Source organism: Mucilaginibacter sp. AK015 (assembly GCF_014200785.1).
In the GTDB taxonomy this organism is placed as follows: Bacteria; Bacteroidota; Bacteroidia; order Sphingobacteriales; family Sphingobacteriaceae; genus Mucilaginibacter.
The window spans coordinates 234,593-254,484 of record NZ_JACHCV010000003.1; the positions used below are offsets into that span (position 1 = coordinate 234,593).

General features: G+C 50.0%; 15 protein-coding genes and 1 tRNA gene. 1 reads left to right on the plus strand and 15 read right to left on the minus strand.

Features of this window, described 5'->3' with window-relative positions; all coding sequences use genetic code 11:
• Positions 1-44: 44 nt before the first annotated feature.
• Both HDC91_RS13265 and HDC91_RS13270 read right to left on the minus strand, forming a co-directional pair.
• Complete coding sequence (locus tag HDC91_RS13265) at positions 45-1,463, minus strand: LptF/LptG family permease (protein WP_183552933.1); 1,419 nt, start codon at positions 1,461-1,463, stop codon at positions 45-47.
• Positions 1,464-1,553: 90 nt separating this feature from the next.
• Positions 1,554-1,934 carry an START-like domain-containing protein gene (locus tag HDC91_RS13270; RefSeq protein WP_162430579.1) on the minus strand — a complete coding sequence of 127 codons (381 nt, stop codon included), beginning with the start codon at positions 1,932-1,934 and terminating at the stop codon, positions 1,554-1,556.
• Positions 1,935-2,042: 108 nt separating this feature from the next.
• On the opposite strand from HDC91_RS13270, the gene HDC91_RS13275 reads away from it, so the two are divergent.
• Positions 2,043-2,119: transfer RNA gene (locus tag HDC91_RS13275), tRNA-Met, on the plus strand.
• Here HDC91_RS13275 and HDC91_RS20190 read toward each other — a convergent pair.
• The 13 genes from HDC91_RS20190 to HDC91_RS13340 all read right to left on the minus strand — a co-directional run bounded on the left by HDC91_RS20190 (position 2,076) and on the right by HDC91_RS13340 (position 19,884).
• Complete coding sequence (locus HDC91_RS20190; protein WP_370576841.1) at positions 2,076-3,698, minus strand: recombinase family protein; 1,623 nt, start codon at positions 3,696-3,698, stop codon at positions 2,076-2,078. The two genes, HDC91_RS13275 and HDC91_RS20190, sit on opposite strands and share 44 nt — an antisense overlap.
• Positions 3,699-4,240: 542 nt before the next feature.
• Positions 4,241-5,137, minus strand: a complete 897-nt coding sequence (locus HDC91_RS13285; RefSeq protein WP_183552935.1) for a hypothetical protein — start codon at positions 5,135-5,137, stop codon at positions 4,241-4,243.
• Positions 5,138-5,199: 62 nt separating this feature from the next.
• Positions 5,200-6,321, minus strand: coding sequence for a conjugative transposon protein TraM (gene traM / locus HDC91_RS13290; RefSeq protein ID WP_183552937.1), 1,122 nt, complete (start codon positions 6,319-6,321; stop codon positions 5,200-5,202).
• A 17-nt stretch (positions 6,322-6,338) separates the two neighbouring features.
• A complete protein-coding gene (traK, locus tag HDC91_RS13295) occupies positions 6,339-6,956 on the minus strand; it encodes a conjugative transposon protein TraK (RefSeq protein ID WP_183552939.1) in 618 nt (205 codons plus the stop codon).
• A 5-nt stretch (positions 6,957-6,961) separates the two neighbouring features.
• On the minus strand, positions 6,962-8,083 hold the full coding sequence (traJ, locus tag HDC91_RS13300) for a conjugative transposon protein TraJ (protein WP_183552941.1): 1,122 nt from the start codon (positions 8,081-8,083) through the stop codon (positions 6,962-6,964).
• A 3-nt stretch (positions 8,084-8,086) separates the two neighbouring features.
• The gene (locus HDC91_RS13305) at positions 8,087-8,734 is read right to left on the minus strand and encodes a TerB family tellurite resistance protein (RefSeq protein ID WP_183552943.1); all 648 of its coding nucleotides are present in this window, start codon (positions 8,732-8,734) and stop codon (positions 8,087-8,089) included.
• 24 nt (positions 8,735-8,758) lie between these two features.
• Entirely contained in the window at positions 8,759-9,412 is a 654-nt protein-coding gene (locus HDC91_RS13310) for a hypothetical protein (RefSeq protein ID WP_183552945.1), read from the minus strand.
• A 24-nt stretch (positions 9,413-9,436) separates the two neighbouring features.
• Positions 9,437-10,120, minus strand: a complete 684-nt coding sequence (locus tag HDC91_RS13315; RefSeq protein ID WP_255476724.1) for a conjugal transfer protein TraI — start codon at positions 10,118-10,120, stop codon at positions 9,437-9,439.
• 2 nt (positions 10,121-10,122) lie between these two features.
• Positions 10,123-12,573 (minus strand): TraG family conjugative transposon ATPase, encoded by a 2,451-nt coding sequence (locus tag HDC91_RS13320; RefSeq protein WP_183552947.1) that lies wholly within the window; start codon positions 12,571-12,573, stop codon positions 10,123-10,125.
• Between the two features lie 49 nt (positions 12,574-12,622).
• Positions 12,623-13,417 (minus strand): hypothetical protein, encoded by a 795-nt coding sequence (locus tag HDC91_RS13325; RefSeq protein WP_183552949.1) that lies wholly within the window; start codon positions 13,415-13,417, stop codon positions 12,623-12,625.
• Entirely contained in the window at positions 13,407-13,748 is a 342-nt protein-coding gene (locus HDC91_RS13330; RefSeq protein WP_183552951.1) for a DUF4133 domain-containing protein, read from the minus strand. Before HDC91_RS13330 ends, HDC91_RS13325 begins: the two co-directional genes overlap by 11 nt.
• Positions 13,749-13,795: 47 nt before the next feature.
• Positions 13,796-14,290, minus strand: a complete 495-nt coding sequence (locus tag HDC91_RS13335; protein ID WP_183552953.1) for a hypothetical protein — start codon at positions 14,288-14,290, stop codon at positions 13,796-13,798.
• Positions 14,287-19,884: an SNF2-related protein gene (locus HDC91_RS13340; RefSeq protein WP_183552955.1), complete on the minus strand. Its 5,598-nt coding sequence runs from the start codon at positions 19,882-19,884 to the stop codon at positions 14,287-14,289. The genes HDC91_RS13335 and HDC91_RS13340 overlap by 4 nt, the downstream gene beginning before the upstream one ends.
• Positions 19,885-19,892: the final 8 nt, after the last annotated feature.

A 19,892-nucleotide genomic window follows, 5' to 3' on the forward strand; every position in this document is an offset into this window, starting at 1 on the left:
AATTTATACGATAATAAGATGAATAAGGTCGGTATTTTGTAAAACTATACGGGCTTGGTTTTACGCAGGTTAAAACGCCTAAAGAAACGTTTATACATATCCGCATCAAAAAGGGCCGAATCGGTAGCTGATTTATACGTAAGAAATACCCCAATAGGCAGTAAAACCGCAATGGCCACCCAGGCCCCTATCAGCGGCGATAAGTCTCCCTCTTTGGCCGATTTTTCGCCAATGGTACCTATAATGTAATATACCAGGAAAAATATCACCGATATAACTACCGGCATACCCAACCCTCCTTTACGTATTATAGCGCCCAAAGGCGCGCCAATTAAAAACAGCACTATGCAGGCAGCGCCAAGGGTAAATTTCTTTTGATACTCCATTATATATCGGCGTATACTTTTTGATGTTTCCTTATGCCTGTCGGCCCGGTTTTTTATCACATCCAATATTTGGTGCACTTCGCTGGAAGCATTGTTTAAAGCGCTGATCTTTTCACTTATGGAGTTCATCTTGATACTATCTGCCGGCAGCACTTTAACCTTTGATTTTTGCGGCATGGTATTATATTTCATATACGCCGCCACCAGCGAATAATTAAGCCTTACATTACTATCCACCTCCCGGTTTGCCGAATCGATATAATGCTGCAACTGGCGCAGGTTCATCATCATCGAGGCGCTCCTGAACTCGTTCTCATCGGTACGCGTCATCTTAAAGCCCGAAAGATCGAATTTTTGCTCGGTTTCTTTAAACCTGAAACGCGTAAGGCGCTTGCGCGGCATGGCGTTACCCTGGTCGCCGGCATCTTCTACATAACGTACCCCATCCTTCAGCTTCAAGATCAGGTACAGGTCATCTTTAGACCGGTACATGAGCCCCGACTTTGCAAACAAAACATCCTGGTTTGTTTCAAGCGCCCCTTTAGAATAGATCATGATATCGTGCAGGGTCTGCCCGTCGGGGTCTTTCTTTTTTACGCGTATGGTGTACCCCGGAAAACGATTGCTAAAAACATTTTCGGGGAGCAGGTCGGCTGATTTTTGCTTGCGGGCATCGTACAGGAGCGAGTAATATTTAAGGTTGGCCACCGGCAGCATATAATCCGAAAACACGAAGGCCGCAACGCTAAGTACCAACACAACAACCATCATGGGGTACATGGCGCGGCGCAGTGATATCCCGGCTGATTTAATGGCAACCAACTCATAATTTTCTCCAAGGCTGCCGTATGTCATGATAGATGAAAGCAGTACGGATAGCGGCAATGCCATAGCCACATTGGTTGCCGAGTTATACATCATCAGCTCAAGAATGATGTACCACTGAAAGCCTTTACCGATAAGATCATCGATGTATTTGAACAAAAACAGCATCAGTAATACAAACATCACTATCAGTAAGGTTACTATAAAAGGCCTTATAAATGATTTAAGTAATAACAAATGTATTTTTTTCATCGGGCAATTGCGTACAGGGATTGAAACGTAAGCGCGCGCAAATAATTGTTATTTACACGCCGGTTTCATCATACAAAATACGGGGAAAATTTAAGCGCCCAGGGTGCTTATCAGGTAATTTATCTGGTTGTCCCAGATAAGCTTACGCTCGGCAATGGTTTCTTCTGTTGCGAAATCGGTAATGCTTAAGGCAACATCATTTGTCAGTTCGTCCTGGATGATCTCCATTTCAAAGTAACATTGGGGCTCGTCGTCAACCCATTTAAATCTAACCAGTTTGTTCTCTTTAACAGCAACCAGCTTGGCATTCTGCTTTTCATCGTCCCAGGTAAAGGTGTAAATCTGGTCGCGAACGCTTACATCATCAGCAAACCATTGTGTTAAGCCATTAGCTTCGTTAAGGAAGGTATATAGTATTCTTGGTGAGGATTTTATCTCGTACTCAAGGTTGAATTTTTTCTTCTCGGACATTGGGGTTCAATCGTTACAAATCAATCAAGGGGGCAAAAGTGAACATTTTTTCTAAAGAAAGCGAATTTCTGCTATATTTGCAAACCTTTTTCAGGAACCATTGAAAACGGCGGGGTAGCTCAGATGGTTAGAGCGTAGGATTCATAACCCTAAGGTCGGCAGTTCGATCCTGCTCCCCGCTACCAAACAGGCGAAAGCGGCAAAATCCAGATTTAATTCTGGTATGCCGCTTTTTTTATTGCTCATAATCTGCTGTAAATAAGCTATATACAAAAACACAAAATTTATTCGAGAAGTTCGACACCCATTAGTTTTTTTACTATAGCCAATGCCGCTTGGGAATAGCAAAAACTGAATCTTCTGTTTTGTGAAGTAATCCCCTGTACGCCATTTAAACGCTATTTTTGACACAAAACCGAGGGCCAAATTAATGCATTGAGTAAGGTTCGACACCCCCATTGAAGATTTCCATAGGACAGCCTCTATTTCCTTCTTTTCTTCCTTGTATTTCGACCCATATTTGCTATAAAGTTCCATGCTTATTTCTTCTTCTATATAACGTTCTTCTAACCTTTCGATCTTTATATTGAGGTCAAATAATCGACTTTCCAATAATCCAAGGTCATCCTGCTGGCCATCGTTCATCTCATTAAATGTGGTCGTCATCTGCCCTTTGATCAGATTCCGTATTTCAACAGGCGCATCTTCCTGTAGCCCAAAATAGTTTAGGATATTAAAAAACGTCTCATTCAATTTGCTGGCGTTTTTATTATTGCAGCAACCGACAGTATTACATTTATAATAGTGGATGCCTTTCTTTTTCGCCAGATAGCCCCGCATTAGCCTGCCGCAATCCTCACAGTATATAAACCGCTTTAAGGGAATCGCAGGATTTTCTTCGACTAGCTTATAACCATGAGCATTTTTATCCAGTAAGCCATTCACCTGTAAAAATAAATCTTTGCTCACCAACTTTTCCTGGTTCCCTTCCACGACACGCCCTTCCAGCATATTGTGTGCCATCAATCCGCAATAAAAAGGGTTACGGAATATTTCAGAAATGCGCTGGTGATTAAGTTTCAACCCTTTTTGTGCTAACCGCTGACGGATCGCTTCGTTACTCAGTTCCTCATCTACTTTCCAAGTAAAAGCCTGCCGGAGCAGTTTTCCTTTCTGATTAACCACGATTTTGCGTTTACCCTCAACCCGGATATTATCATATCCCAGTGGTGGTGCGGTGGGCCAGTCGCCCCGTAATAACATTTCTTTAATACCTGCCGCACATTTTTCCTTGCGTAGCTGGTTATCGAATTCTCCGAAAAGGAATAACATCTTTTGCTGCATCTGCCCGGATGAACTGGAAGTATCTATTGGTTGGGTAACTGAAACGATCTCGATCCCCAATTTACGCAGTTGTCCGCTCAGCCAGATGGAGTTGTCATTGCGCGAGAAACGCTCCAAGCTGTAAACGATTATATAAGAAACCCGCTGTTTGGATTTTTTGACAAAGGCTAACATCGCCGCGAACTCCCGACGTTCATCCGTTTGAGCACTTTCATAGGTACCCCCAAAATCGGCTAGTACCGTATAGCCGTGTCGTTCCGTGTAAATGTTACAGGCCTTGCGCTGGGTATCTAAACTTAGATTTTTATCTGCTTGTTCTTTAGTGCTAACGCGTGTATAAATCACGCAGTTGGTGCCTCTCTTGGTCTGGGCTAATGTCGTACCTTTCGCAAAGGTGTGGAATATTGGATTTTCGACCATAACAATAGAATTTTATGCGATTTGCTATAGTTACAAAATACGCATTTTTCAGGTCAAATCAAAGCTATTTCCGCTTTTCTTTGCGGTATTGCCGGTAAATAATTAAAGTAAACTCCTTAAATGTTCGAATCACCTCAAGTGCCTGTTCATCGGTAAAATTTGCGAACCAGGAACATGACCTGACCTCTTCAATCGTTAGATCATGCCTCCTTTTCGGATTCAAATCAATTAGCTCTTCCACTGTCCTTAATACAGTAATTTTATTTTACTTCGTTGGTTCCGTTTGTAGGAGGGTTCATAAAGGATGTACCCGAAATCGTGGAGATCCCGGATACACCTGTGGTAAGTCGTGCTAGCGGAAATTTTAGCCAATGGCATAATCTCATGCGCAAACGCCTCCATGGGGTTCTGAAACCCATGCGATTGCCAGTATTGCACCAGTGCAGCATAAATGCCTATATGGGTAACACATATTCTTGCATCACGCTGAATTGCTTCAAAGAAGCCTGATATGGGCTGGCACATTTCCACCACCTATATAACTATATGCGGACACTCTGCCTTCGATGCCGTTCTTGCTTTTGTTCTGTAACATTTTGTTCTTTTAAAGTTTCTTTTTTTGTTTGCTGCTGATTTGGCAATTCTTCCTTGCCTTGCTTTTGTTCAGCCGCTTTCGCAATTGCTGCCCTTTGCACTTCCTGCGGCGTCATTTCCACCTTTTGCGCTTGGTCAAAGGCCTGTTTTTCCACCTTGCGAACAATCAGGCTTTGGCCGTTAGCGTCGTAAAAATCCAAACGCATCATGCGTGGATTAGCAACCATTTTCGCAGGTGTTTCCTGCCCATCTCGTAAAAGAATCACATCCACCTTGTTGCCTTTTTCAAGTGGACGGATCATACGACTCCGGTCATATTTTTCTTCCACACCTTTGATCGGGTATTTTTGCAACTCTTTTTCGTGATCCCAAAAAGTAACTTTCGGGTTAAAGTTACCATACCGATCAGCGTTCTTAAAATCTAGCCCCCGCCAAGCCAAATAGGTATCACCCGTGGGTTTCATTCTCACTTCGCCGTTCTCTTCTACCGGCGCCAGTTTGGGCTGCTCGCGGTAAGCCGCGCGTCCGTCCATCATATTATAGCGTTCTTGGAGCGTATAATTATATTCTTTCCCAAAGAAGAATGTTTGCGTTAGGTCTTCCTTGCCCGGTTGTTTCAGGGTCATATCCGCACGGTTAAAGAAAGTCATATCCTTATCCGTTTGATCCCCTTTAGAGAAACGGAGAACAGAATGTATTTCATCCTGCCCAAATTTTCTAACATGCGGCAGTTCAAACTCCGCCAGGTTCTTTTGCATCTTATCGCGCAGGTCTTTGGCGATCTCTTCGCCAAAGCCTAGGTAGAACAGTTGGTTCTTTACATAATCAAAACTTTGCTCGTTCATAATTCATGAAATTTTTAAGATTAATAATTAAACTATCACCGGCGGAAAAAACCGCCGTCGTATTAATGGCTGTTCTTTACTTCGAGGTTATCGCGCAACAGCAAAAGGTGCCCATTTTTGATCTTGCCTTTCACCCGCTTCACCTTCTTACTGAAAAGTCCTTTGGCGGTATTGATCCCCGCAGTAGTTAACTGGGCAGTCATCGAGGGATCGAAACTCATGATATCCATATTCTGCACCCCGGTGCTGGCACCGTCACGGAGCGCATCGCCGGTTATGGCTTCAGGTACGCTGATGCCCTCCAGGCCATCCGTCTGATCAAACACCGTCAGGTCTACGGGGTAAAAGTTATAGCCCACATGAATGCTTTTAATATTCAGTGTGTAGCGCTGGTTGGACAGGTTGCCGCTTCCGTAAATGCGCTGTCCTTTGGCATAAAGCTGCCCGCCCAGCGTCACGGTATCTGTTAACTTTAAACAAATCACCGTCCCCTGTACGATCTTTTGCGTACCATCCACAATGGCGGGTATGGCACGGAACTTTTTAACTCCCGTGGTAGTGCCCGATTTTTCTGCCAAAGCCTTTACGCGTTCCGGGTGCTGGATATCCAGTATCTTTTCCAGCAGGGCATTCATTTGCTTCAGTTCAGGGTCTTCCGTACCGGCGGCTGGTTTAAGCAATGAATCCGATAAAGCGTTCAATTGCTTTTTGGCAGGCTGAGTAACAGGTGACGGCTGCGGCTTATTGATCACCGCCTGCAATTGGCTCAACCGCTGGTTGATCCTGGCTTCATTCTCAGCCGAATTATTATTTCGGCTACCATCATCGTTCCCGTTAAAGGCGGGCTGGTGAGGGGAAAAAGCACCGCCCGGGTAAGCAGCGGGAAAGGATGTCAGGCTATCGGTTTTTACCTGCGCATAAGGATCAGCTTTGCGGAGTTGTTGTTTTTTTAAGGAATCGGCACGGGCCTGATCGTAAAAGCCCATTTTGTCACCGCTCTGATCGCCGGTTAAGATGGCCGATGGCAGCTTCATGCTCAGCCCTTTGCTGGTGGCGGCTTTGGCCTGGTCGCTTTTTCCGCCGCCGAGGGCGATAAACAGGATGGTGGTAAAGCAAAAAACGATGGGTGGCATTGCCAGCAGGATCTTCCTTTTGCGCTGGTCTTTTAAACTGATGTTGTTCATTTTATATGGTTTTAGCGTTAATGATTACTCACGGTTAATACTTTGTTTTCGATCGTGTTCCAATGCTCGATCAGAAAGCCGAGCAGGTTATTATCGCTGCGGCTGACTTCCCGCAGGTCACCTTCGGTGATCAGGCTTTGGCTGACATTGCTGGTCGAGCGGATCAGGTTCAGCGTGGCATAGCAGCGGAAATGATAGGGCGAAGCGCGGGTATCGACCTGCACGCTGTCTACGGTGATACGCTGGCTGATATTCCCGGCAATAATGCCGGAATAGTAGCCGCTGACGGATAAGCTGTCATACACTTTTTTGGCGGAGCCATCAGCGAGGTAGAGCGCTTTGGTCAGGTTGCGCTTGATGACCTTTTCATCCGGATCGAGGGTAAAAAAAGCTTCGTGAAATGCGCGTACGTGGCCGCGGACTTCCATCGGCAGGTAAGCGCTTTTATCTACGGCTACCGCCGACCAGGCGGTATTGCCGGAGACGATATACACCTTGCTTTGCAGGGCGATGGATTTCTGCTTTTCCTGCCAGGCCATAAAGCCGATGGTTACAAAGGCGCCGATCACAATGACGATGGTAAAACCGCGCACATGCTGAAAGGCTGTTTCTAAGTTTTTCATTTTCTTGAACATGGTTCCTATTTTTTTGGCGGGCTGCCCGAGAGCTTACTTTTCTGATAGTGCTGCGTATTGCCCGAAGATTGATGATTCGTTTGCTGATTGTTTTGGGTGTTGCTGCCGCGGTTAAAACTCTGCATCACCGAGCCGCTGAAGTAGCTGACCGCCATGGAAGCCAGCGCGCTGGTTTTACTGAAAAGCGCATGGCCGCCGACGTTCATAATGTAGTTGGCCACGCTGGGTACGGTGAAGTAACCTATGATGCCGATCAGTAAAAAGATCAGGTAAGCCGTGTTTTGGTCACCGAGATCGGGCGCGCCGTTTTGAATACCGATGATCATGTTTTCCTGGATCTTGGCGATGATGGCCCCGAAGATATTAGCAATGGGCAGCCACATAAAGACGTTGACATAGCGCGCCAGCCATTGCTTCAGGCTATGCTGGAAACCCTCGAAAATACTCAGGCCGAAACAGAGCGGGCCGAGAATGGCCAGCACGATCAGCTTGAATGTGCGGATGGTATCGAGGCAAAGCGCTGCTGCCTGAAAGAGCACGTTCAGCACTTCAGCGATAAATTTCCGCGCCCAGTTCTTAATGCTCCAGCCGGAAAAGGCATCGGAGATCGGGTTACTGCTGCCGGCATCGGTAACCGTCCCGTCCGGATGGCTGTACTGGTACCATTTATCAGGGTCTGAATTGGTATCATTGGGCGAAACATCGGCGGCATCGGGTTTACCATTGGCCAGCAAGCGGGCGATAGCCTGATTGCTGTTGGTCACCATACCCTCGGTAGCGGTGACCACCGGCTGCAAGATGCCGTTGATAAGGGACAGCACCAGCGGAAAAGCCGCGATGCAAAATCCGATGGCGAATGGCCGCAATAAGGGATAAACATCTACCGGTTCGGCTGCTGCCATATGCTTCCAGATCCGGGCGCCGATATACCAAAGCGCCGCGAAACCGGCGATCCCCCGTGAAACGCCGATTATCCCCTGGCACAATGGCATCATCTGATCATACAGTTGGGAAAGTATGCCCTGCAAGCCGTGCAGGTCGTCTGCCACACCCTCCGCATGGGAAAATAAAGGCATAAGCATAGCCAGGACGGCTGCGAAAGCCATCTTTAAGATTTTCCTTTTCATGCCTTATTGGGTTATACCGTAAATAGATTGAACACGCTGTTTGTCCGTTATACCCTGCGAACGCTGCCAGCCAATGCGGGCAGCCTGGTCATTAAATTTCCGCAGGTAGCTCAACTGGTTATGGCTTTCCAGGTAAATGCCGTCGATGGCCGTCAGCCTTTCGGCATCACTCATCCGCAGCTTGCTGTCGGTGACGATCATGGACAGGTCGTCCAGGTTTTTCAGGCTCTGGCTGACGAGGTTGTTGTAGACCGTCATCATATAGGCCAGTTCATCGGGGTTGAAATGCCCGCTGCTGTTAAAGCTTCCCGAGGCGTTTTTATACTCGCTGACCAGCTGCGCCTGGTCATTAATGATATCCGTGATGCGCGGGTATTTGCGCACCGCCGGACTAACGAGGTACAGGCCGTCGAGGAAAGCTTCGTGCAGGCTAAAGTTGCCCTGCGCCACATCCTTGACGGCCCCGTAGCCCTTGCTCAGCACGGTGTAGCCGGTGTACATCTGTCCGAGAATATTTTTGAGACTGGCCAGCTTTTGATAATCCAGCACCAATTGCTGGATTACATCGGCTACCGATTGCGCCCGGCTGCTGAGCGGCGTGGCCGCCGCCAGTCCGAGGCTTACTAAAAGGGTTATTGCTATTTTCTTCATCACTGATCTCCTTCACATTTTTTGTTATTGAATACCGTAGAGCTTTTTAAGCTGATCCTTATCCCGTAGGTTGTTCTTGCGCTCTGTCGCTAGTTTCCGGCATTTACCGGTAAATGAACCGGCAAAGGCGAATTTGTCCTTCATGCGTTCATAGATCTTATCCAGCCGGTCCAGCCGTTGGGCATCGGTCAGTTGTAATTTGCCGGGTGTCAGTACATCGGTTAACTCTTCTATATCAAGCCGGCATCTGGCAGTTATGTTGGCCTGGACTTTTTGGAAATAGGCCAGTTCCCCGGCGCTTAACAGCTTTTGTCGCTGTTGCCAGGTCCATTCGTCCGAAAAGAGTTTCAGCGTTTGCGCATTCAGGTCGGCAATCGCTTTGGCTTTGGGATTGTTTTGGATCAGCGGGTTGACCTGTTCCAGCGAATTGAAATAGGCATCGTGCAAATTAAACGTACCGTTTTTTAACTCGTGGGCGGTATTCAATCCGGTTTCGGCGACGTGGTAGCCGGTTTTGATTGCGCTTAAATAAATCTCGTATAGAGCGATCTGTTCGGCCATGAGCTTGCGCTGCTGGCTTTGCTGGCTGAAGAAGCCGCCGAGGAATTGCGCCTGCGCCCTGCTATAAGATAAGCTGGCGAGGGAAAAAAATAAGAGGGTTTTTATCGTTGTTTTCATATCGATGGTGTTTACTGTTTCCGCTTACTGGATGCCATAAAGTTGTTTGACTTGCTGCCTGTCCTGCGCATCTTTAGCACGCAGCAGGCTTAAACCGGCGTTCTGCCGGTTGAACTGGCGCAGGTGGTCCAGATTGGTTTGCATGGCCCTGGCAGCCTGCCCGATCTTTTGCAGTCGTTCGGCATCATCCATTTGGGTGCTGAGGTCGCTGACGACCATTAACAGCTGATCGAGGTTTTGCAGGCTTTCCTGCAGAATGCCATTATAGATAGTGCCCATATAGCCGAGTTCAGCCGCTGAGAAATGGGCATCCCGTCCGAACAGGGCACTGGCCTGCTGGTATTCGCTGACGAGTTGCTTTTGCTTGCTGATCACACCTTTGACGGCATCGTAATTGGCGATCAGGCCGCGCACCTGATTGAGTTCCTGGTAATAACCGGCATACAGGTCTTTTTCCTTACCCAGCCAGCCGGAGATATTGTTCAGGCTGCTGAGGTGCAGGGAGTTTTCCAGTTGCTGTTCGGCGTTCTGCAATGCAATGGTTTGATTCTGCAGTTGCTGCACCTTCAGATCGATGGCGACGATCACTTTTTTGATTACACCGGTGATCAGGCTGACGCCGGGTATTTGCGCCTGCGCACGGTTCCCGGTGAGGGAAAAAAACAGTGCGATGGTTGTTAGAATTACTATTTTAAATTTCGTTTTCATGGTTATGCGGCTTTTGAGTTTCGTTTTTCAGCGACCAGGGCTTTGATGCCCGCTTCGATGCTGCCGTGTTTTTCGGCATATTTCAGCACTTTCACCCGTTCGCGTCCTTCCGTGGTAAAAGCATAGTATTCTTCGGGGCAGAGTTCATTTTTGTAGACCTTCATGACCTGCCCGCCGATATCGATGAAGATCTCCCGGTTATCCTTGTTGACCGACAGCAAAATGGTTTTGCTTTTGTCGGAAAGTCCCAAAGCGTCCTGCAGCTTGCCGAACTTGCCCTGGAATTTGCGCATGTCCATCAGGATCTTGATATCGGCATTGTTGATGATTGCATCTTTGATCACCGGTGAATTAATGAGGTCATCCAGTTCCTGGGTGATCACGATGGGAATGCCGTTAAACTTGCGGATGGTCTTAAAGGCGTAGCGCAGGAACTCGGCCATGCCGCTTTTGGCGATGGCCTTCCAGGCTTCATCGATCGTCAGCACTTTGCGCAGGCCCGGCAGCTTGCGCATTTTGGAAATAAATAACTCAGTGATAATGAGCGTACAGACCGGGAAGAGGATGGGATGGTCTTTGATCTGATCCAGTTCAAATACCACAAAGGGCTGGCTCAGCAGCTCCAGGTTTTCCGTGGCGTTCAGCAGGAAATCAAATTCGCCGCCCTTATAGTAAGGCCGCAGCACATACAGGAAATTATCCATATCAAAATCACGTTCCTTCACCCGGTGGCTTTGCAGCACCTGGCGGTAGTCCGCTTCAAGGTAATCGTAGAAAGAATTGAAGCCGGGGAATAAGCGGTTATTTTTTGCTAAATGCTCATAATAACCTTGCAGGGCATTGGATAAAGCCACATATTCCGCACGGTTAAAGGTCTCGTTCTCGCCTTTCCATAAGGATACCAGCAGGGCTTTTAAACTTTCTTTCTTCTCGGTATCCAGCACATCGCCTTTGCCTAAATAAAAAGGGTTGAATTTGATCGGGTTGTGTTCTTTATAGGTAAAGTAGTAGCCACCCAAAAGGCCGCACAGGCCCTTGTAACTGCCGCCGATATCCACTGTCACGCAATGCGCGCCCTGGTCATAAAGCGAGCGCAGGATATGATTGACGGTCATGGACTTGCCGCCGCCGGAAGTACCGCAAACGAGCGTACCCATATTGCTGGTGATGCCGTTGTGACGCGGCGCATCGTAAAGATCGGCATAAACGGGTTTGGCATTCAGCCGGTCGCAAAAACGGATGCCCTCTCCCGGCGGGTCGCTGCGGTAATTGCTTTCGAGATTCAGGAAGCAGGCCGCCTGTTCGGCAAAGGTGTCAAAGGTGTCGTTGAGCGGGAAGTCCCCACCATTGCCGGGGATGCCCGCCCACCAGATCTGCGCCGCCCCGTCGGTTTCGGGTTTACCGGCGGCATCCATGGCGGCCAATGCGGAAACGACTTTGTTACCGCTTTCTTTGAGTTTATTTTCATCCGCCGACCAGATCATGACGTTGCAATGCGCTTTGACAGGCAGCCGTTGCTGGCTGATGGCTTCGTTCAGGAAATCATTGGTCGCCTCCAAAGAGATAGCATTTTCGCGCGAATAAGCGGACAACGATTGCAGGCGCAGCCTTTTTTTCTCCAGCTGGCGCAGGGTGGCCTGGGCATCGCCGATCAATATATATTGGTTGTAGATATGGCTGCAATCCAGCAGCAAGCCTAAGCCCGCTGCGAAGCTTACGGGAAAACGGGTTTGGTCCGTAGAGTAGGCATCATAGGTCAGGCGGGAGCCGCATTGCGCGGGCAATTGTTCCGCATCGCCCAGGGTGTAAACCGCCAGTTGCTGGCTGCCGATGCGGATGCTGTCGGAAAGGCTGATATCCTTAATGAGCAATTGGCCGTCATCTTCGGAAACGAAGCAATAGCGCTCGATCAGCCCGGTCTTTTTGAGCTGACTTTGCAGGTCAGCCGAGGTTAAGCGCGTCAGGGTCATCAAACGCGTATCTTCCAGCAGCCGTTTGAATTGGGTACAGGTATCTAAAAACTCCTGGCGGGCCTGCGCCTGCAGTGTTTCTTTTGGCACTAAGGTTGGCCGCAGCAAGGTCGAAAACAGGGAACTGCTTTTTGAGCGGCCAGCCGGTTTTTTGGTGAAGTACAGCAGGCAGTCATGTTGCAAAAACAGGCGTCCGGCAAAGTGATGATTAGCCGCAGCCGACAAAAAGCTATGTTTTTTTTCTTCATCAGTCTTTACGCTTTGGCGGGTAAACCAGTCCTGTTTATGCAGTACGCTGTCTTTGGGCAGCACCCGGATGGCTTTCACCCAGGCCTGGTGCATGTTTTCATAATCCTCATCGGACAGGGTAAATATCTCGGGCAATTGTACCCGGTAGGCCACGGTATATTCACCCTGCTTGGACAGGATGCAGTCATGTTCAATGCCCAGGATGGGCAGTATGTTTTTTAATTCTTTTTCCATTTGCACAGTTCTCTTTCACGTTAATCTTTGGTTGGCGGGGAAAACCTTATTAAAATCTCGGCCGGTGCCTCGGCTTTACCTTTTGCGCGTTTTCCTGGTGCGCCTGCCGCAGGGCTTCTTTGTTACGCTGGATCAGGGCCGGAATATGGGTTTCACTGAGCGGGATGACCTCAGCTTTCAGGTTCTTTTGGATCGGGTGGCGGCGCAGAACTTCCCGTTCATCCATACCATAGATGCGGGCGGTAGCCACCGGGTCCAGACCCAACTCATTGGGGATTTTTAGTTTGATCACACCCTCGGGAAACTCCAGCATTTTGGGGTCGAGATCAACCACCTGTTTCATGACGGGATGATAATAGGCTTCGTAGTTCCAGCCGTCGTTCGTCAGCTCAAAGCTTTTCAGGCTGATGACCGGGAAGAAATATTTGGTGTTACGCAGCTCCTGCAGTTGCAGGTCAATGGTAAATGCTTCACCGGCCAGGTCGATCTGCGGTAAGATGCCTTCCCGGCGTTGCGTTAAAGCTTCCTGATCTACGATGACCTCGAAGTCCCGCATGGTTTGCAGCTTTTCAACGGGGATGCCGTATTTCTCGGACATACCTTCGGGATCGAGCCATACCAATTGGTCGATTATGAGCGGTTCTGATCTTTCCGGGTCAGTGCTTACGGTCTGTTTTTCAGGATCCCAGGCCAGCAAATAATGGTCGCCCATATCGGTCATGTCCCGGATAAAGGAGATCTCATGTTCGGGCTTGTTAGTTTGCCGTAACACCTGCTGATCGATATCGATCACAAAGCTGAGCTTTACAAAATGGATGATCTTTGGCTCCAGTTTATTTTTCATGGTTGATGCTGTTAAAAGTGAATTGCTGGAAGAAGCGGCGGCTATAGGATTTCAATACTTTGGGGAGTCGCTTTTTTGCGGCGGCCTTCATCAAGCCGTGTTCACCGTATTTGCGGCTCAGGCTGAAGATTTTGATACTGCCGTACGCGGCGGCGCTGCCCGTCACGGAAAGGCAAATGATCGTTCCGGCACCGAGGATGTATAGGGTGGCAAACACGATCAGCAGCCCCATGACCAGCCCGGCGAAAAACCAGATGTATTGCGCCCGCAAGCCGCGAAACTCGATGCTTTTGTTAATGCCTTTGTTGATGGTATAGATGCTGTTATTCATGGTGCTTTGTTGTTAAATTGCTGGTGAGGAAAAAAATAAGAGGGGTGTTATGTCGGTGTGAAGCGCTCGACGCTGGCGATGGTATCATGGATAGCGCCGCCGTGACTGAAAAGGGCCAGCCGCTCCAGACAGAAGCCGCGATTGCGGCCCATGACGATGGAATGGTAGCCAAAGGTGATGACCAGTCCGCCGGGTAACAGGCAATTAGGGATGGCATCCTTCAATTGCCGGAAAGGGCTGCACACCATACCCTCATAGAGTTCCATGGACTTGCGGTAAGCATAGGGCGGGTCCAGCAGAATGGTGTTAAACCGCTCACCTGGCCAGTCGCGCAGGAAAGCCAAAGCATCCTGATGGTAATCGGCGGGCATGGCCGGGTTAAGGTCGTTGCGGGTTTCGTCGAGCGCCAATTTGGTTTCACCGGCAAAGAGATTAAGCACGCGGCCTTCGCAGAAGCGTTCTGTCCACTCCCTGATGGCTTTCACCGAAAAGGTATAGCGATGCATCGGGCAGCGGATATGATCGAAGTGCAGCGTTTTCATAAGCGCACCCCCTTTGTTTTTTTCACAGCCTGCTCGTTTTGCTGGGCTGGCAGCTGGTAGATCATGCCCTTTAAAAGCGTCGCTTTATTACCGGCATCTACTTCCGACAGGCTGACTACTTTGGCTTCGCCTGTAGTGAGGTTATTTTTTACCTCACTAGCCGGAGTGATGGTTTCCTCCTGATCGCCACCGTTTTGCGCCTGCTGTTTGGCTTTAATATTTTGCGCGATCTCCCGTTCGAGTTTGGTCAGCCCGCTTTTCATGTCCCGCAGTTCGGCATCCCGTTCAAAGGGTTTTCCGACCAGCGCTTCCAGTTGCGGTATCTGTTCGTTCAATTCGGCCAGATGGGTTTTCAGCCTTTCTTCCTGGCTTTCCGCTTTATCCAGCGCATTGAGGTAATAGCGAGCGGCCGTTTTGGGGTTATCTACATTGGGGACACCGGAACTGTAAATGTATTTGCCGTTGGTTTCGGGCCGCGTTGCATACAGCACATTATAGTAGCTGGCGGGTTTATCGAAGTCAAAACTGCCCGCATGGCGCTCGATCATCAGGTCAAAACCATAAAGCGTCCCCAATTTAGCGGTTCCGGTCAGTCCTTTTTCAGGGAGCCAGTTGCGGTATTTGGAAACCAGGAATTTGCCGATAGCCACCGGATCGGCGCTATTGAGTTTGTCTAAACGGATGGGATTAGCCTTACTGCCGTCCTTTTCCATTTTTAGGTTCGCCCGGTAGACTTGAAGGTCGGCCTGCAGGATCTCCAGTTCACGGCCGGTTTGGCTTTGTTCCTTACGTTTGTCTTCCAACAGATAGCGGGAACGGCTGCCTTCCCTGTAGTGGGCGGTCTTTAGGCTTTCCAGCGCGGCGATCTTTTTCTCCAGCTTTGATTTTTTCAGCAGGCTGGTATCGCCGGAAAGGATAGCGATATATTCAGAAAAATTCATCCCGCTGTTTTCATCCACCGAGCCTTCGTCAATACTGCGCACGTTGAGTTCGCAGTTCTTCATCTGACTGATAAAGGTTTGCTTGTTTTTCAGCAGGTTGAACTTGTAATTGTCCAGCGACTGTTCCACCGCATAGATAAAATTCAGCACTTTGTTGCCGTAATGCTGTTTAGCCAGGGTGTTGCCCTGCCTTGCGCCACGGCCGTTGCGTTGTTCCAACTCTGATGGCTTCCAGGGGATATCCAGGTGGTGCATGGCGATGACGCGCTGCTGCACATTGAGGCCGGTACCTGCTTTTTCGGTACTGCCGATGAGGACCCGGATCTCGCCCCGATTCATTTTTCTGAACAGTTCGGGCTTTTGCTTATCCGTCCAGTTATGGATAAAAGTGATCTCAGCGGCTTTCACCTGTAGATCGTTGACCAGCTTATCCTTCAGCGCATCATACAGGTTAAACTCGCCGGGTTTTGGTGTGCCGATATCGCAAAAGACGACCTGGGTGCCCCGGTGCGGCGTGCTTTCGTGGTAAAGTTCAGCCAGCTGGCGCGCGCAGGTGTTTACCTTATTGTCCGGGTGGTCACCATAAGCCGGGTCGATCAGGCGCATATCTGCCGCCATCTTCTTGGCGTAGTTGGTGGCGATCAGCATCCGCCCTTTATCTTCTTCCTCCGACAGCGGCGGGCGGCCGATCAGCGTGGCATCGCCGGTTTCGGCAAAGCGCATGAGGCGCATAATGAAATCGCTTTGCTGCTCGCTGGGTTTGATATTGATCAGCCGCTCATCCAGTTCCGGTTTGTCCAGCGCGATATGTTTGGCCGTTTTATAGTCCGTGATCTCGTTATAGAACAGCGCCAGTTCCGGCACCTTGATAAAATGACGGAAGCGCTCTTTGCTGATGATCTGGTTGGTCACCGAGAACTCAAAGTCGGTGGTCTTTTTGGCGAATACCGCAGCCCAGCCATCGAAGTTGGCGATGAACTGCCGTTCCATTTCTTTTGGCCGCAGGTATTTAAAGATCAGGAACATCTCCGTCAGCGAATTGGAGATAGGTGTTCCGCTCAAAAAGGTAACGCACAGGTCGCTGTCAAAACGCTGTTGCAGGGTGCGGATAGCAAAAGACATATTCAGCGCCTTTTGGCTGCCCAGCGTATTGCCCAAACCAGCCACGCGGTCATGCCGGGTGGAAAAGGTCAGGTTTTTGAACTTATGCGATTCATCAATGAACAGGTGATCGACCCCCATTTCCTTAAAGGTGATGCCGCTGTCCTTTTTCTCATTGATCTCCTGCTGCAGGGTTTGCAGCTTAACCTCCAGGTTGGTCTTGCGCAATTCCAGCCCTTTAAGTACCCGCCGGGTGACCTCACCGCCTTCGGCGATCAGCGTATTTAAGTTTTCGGTAACATCGGCCAGCTCGCGGGCGAAGATCTGCGCCTGCACTTCCGGCGATTGCGGGATGCGGCCGAACTGGTCATGCGTCAGGATGATACAGTCCCAGTGATTGTTCTTGATCTCGTGGAAGATACGCAGGCGCTTATCCGGTGTGAAATCGTTTTGGCCGGGAAAGAGGATGCGGGCATCGGGATAAGCCTTGCGGTAAGTTTCCGCGATCTGGTTGACATTGGCCTTCAGCGCCAGGATCATCGGTTTCTGCACAATGCCAAGGCGCTTCATTTCATGACCCGCGACGATCATGGTCAGGGTTTTACCCAGGCCCACTTCGTGATCGATCAGCCCGCCCCGGTTTTGCAGGATGCGCCAAACCGCATTTTTCTGTGAACTGTACAGGTCATCAATACCCAGCGCCTTTTTATCCAGGCCGGGGAAGCGCAGGTGGTCGCCGCTGAACTCCCGCAGCACGTAACAGTTAAAGGTGCGGTTATACAGACCGGTAATAGCGGTTTTTTCCTGGTCGGGCAATTCATGCAGCCAGTTGGTAAAGCCGTTACGGATCTGCTCGATCTTTTCATGGGCCAGTTGGATGGCTTCGTTATCGGGATAGCGTTTGGTGCTGTCGCCCGTTTTTACCTCGTAGCTGAAATAGGGAGTGGTATTTTCCAGCGCATGCTCCAACAGCGTGTAGCCGTAGGTGGTGCGGGTGCCCTCCGCCGGACGGATCGCGAACTCTTTGGTGATCTTCAGGTTGGTGCCGTCAACAGCCACCTTGAACTGGTCGCTGGACGGCAGGTAAGTGATCGTTACCGGCAGGTCAAAAAAGCTGCTGGCAAAGCGCTCGTAATAGCGGTTCGGGAACCAACGTTCGCCTAAGTTGAAGTCCAATAATTCAAAGGGGATCAGTTCCGGCTGCGCTTTTTCAATCGCGTTAAGGCTGCGTTGGATCTCCGGGTCATTCGGCTGCACAGCGGTTATCCTGCGCGCAGTTTCCAGCTTTTCCACCACGTTTCCGCTCAGGTAAGCATCACGGGTTTCCCATTCCCGGCTGGCCGGGTCCATAAAAATATGGCTATGCAGGCTGATGACGGATTCTTCGGCGCTCAGGCCGGTCGCACCACTGATAAATTCAATATCCACTTTCCCACGGTCATTCAGGCAGCGGGCCAGCGCGGAAACCGGGTCATCCGTTTTAAATACCTCTGTTTGCTGAAAAACCGGCCCGTTTAAAATATCGGCAGCGCGGTAATCGGTACCCTCGCGGGTTTCCAGCGAGGCCAGCATTTTAAAGCCGTCCTTTTCATCGGCCAGGATCAGGCGGCGGTTGGCCGGGCGGTTCAGTTCCCCGTATTGCTGTTTGAAATCGGTATAGGCCCGGTTCAGTTGTTCCCGCAGTGCCGGAAACGCCCTTAAGGCTTCGGCTTCTTTAGCATATATTTCATAATAGCCGTCGCGCAGGCGCAGGTAGGCGCGGTAAAACAGTGCATCCTTTTGATTGGCCAGCGGCTCGAAGACCGCACGGTTGCGGTCGGGTTCCAGGTTTTTGATGGTACCCGCCTTCAGGCCTTCTGTGACCAGGCTGCCTTCCGCGTGGTGTGGCAAAAGCCCCCGGAACCAAATGATCTCCTGCCTTTCAAACTGGAATAAGCCTTTAAGGCTTTGATCGCCTTCGAAAAAGAACTCATGGCCATATTTGCCCAGGTTTTCGCGGAGTGCAGCCACTTCGCGGCTGAACTGGTTACCGCTGAGCCAGGCCGATGGCACCTGGATCTCCTGCACGGTGGAAATCAGCTTGTAAGCGTATTGCTTGCCTTGCTGCAATTTGGCGGTGACCAGCAGGACGCATTCCTGCTGCGCGTTGTCGCGGGTTTTGACCGTGCCGATAGAGCGGACGGTTTCCGCAATGACCGCCGCCCGGTCGATATCGGTGAGGTAATCCATCGCCCGGTTAACCGTTTCAGCCGGCTGGCTGTCGAACAGGCCGAGTTGCACGGAAACGGCTACCGCTTTGCTTTCAGGCATCGGCAGGTAGGTCAAGCGCGGCAGCTCGTCAGGCTCGATGTTTTGGCCGGTACCGAATTGTTGTACTAGTTTTTGCGCCTGTGCAAAGGCTTCGCGGTTGAACCAGTTACTTAGCCCGTCACTGATCGTTTCTTCGATCTTGTCGGTAATGCCGCTGAGTTCAGCGGTTTGCCAGTGGGCTTCATGCGCCTGCCCGTACTGGTCTTTGCCGGGACGGATGGTATCAGCGGCGATGGCATAGGCCTTTACCGTTTGCAGGTATTCGTTGATATGATATTCGCCAAATTCATTGCGCTGCAAAGCGGTATTCAGCAGCATTTGCTCATCGATGGTTAGTTCTGTTTTGCCGGTATGCTTTTGCATGATCAGCAAGTGGCTGGGCGCATAGGTATTGGCATTATCCAGCATCAGGTTATCCGGCAGTACGGTCAGGCTCAGGAAATCGGCGCGGTTAAACAAATGCTCGCGTGCGGCTTTATTGGTTGGCGCATTTAGGAAAGCGTCGCTGGTCATAAAAGCCAGGATGCCGCCCTCGGCCAGTTTGTCCAGCCCTTTGGCGAAAAAATAACTGTGAATCTTACTGTTCAGGCTTTTCTCCGGATAGGCCGGGTCAAAGACGGCGATATTGCCAAATGGCACATTGCTCGTGATCAGGTCGTAACATCCGTTCTCGCTGTTGTCGGTTTTCTCCAGCGCTTTGATCTGCACCTCAATGGGCAGGGCGAAGTTGGAAGCCAGCGCGGTCAGCACTTTGCCGGTGAGGATATCCTTTTCAACGGCGGTAACCTGCCGGATATCCGGAAAAGCCCGGGCGGCTTCACTGATAAAGATGCCGGCCCCACTGCTGGGTTCGTAGATACGCTGCGGACGGATGCCGTGGGCGTCCAGCACGCGGTACAGCGTTTGCGGTACAAAGGCTGGTGTGTAAAAGGCGGTGTTCACGCTGTTGCGGATGGAATCCATAGCCGCCTGGTAATCCGCCTCGCTCAATGCTTCCCGGAGCAAAGCATGCAATTCCATCATGGACGGGTACAGCCGCAGGTCGTTTTTGGAAGCGTTCTGCTTTTTCCATTCTTCCAAGGGGGCATCAGGAAACAGCACCGCCTTCAGGCCTCCGAAGCCGGCATAAGCGCGCAGTGTTTCCACCTGCTTTTCGTCCGGTTGGTCACCGGGACGAAAAGCAAGCGCGATGCGGATCGCTTCGATATTGGTGCGGAGTTGCTGTAACGCGTTGAATGCCATGAGTTGTT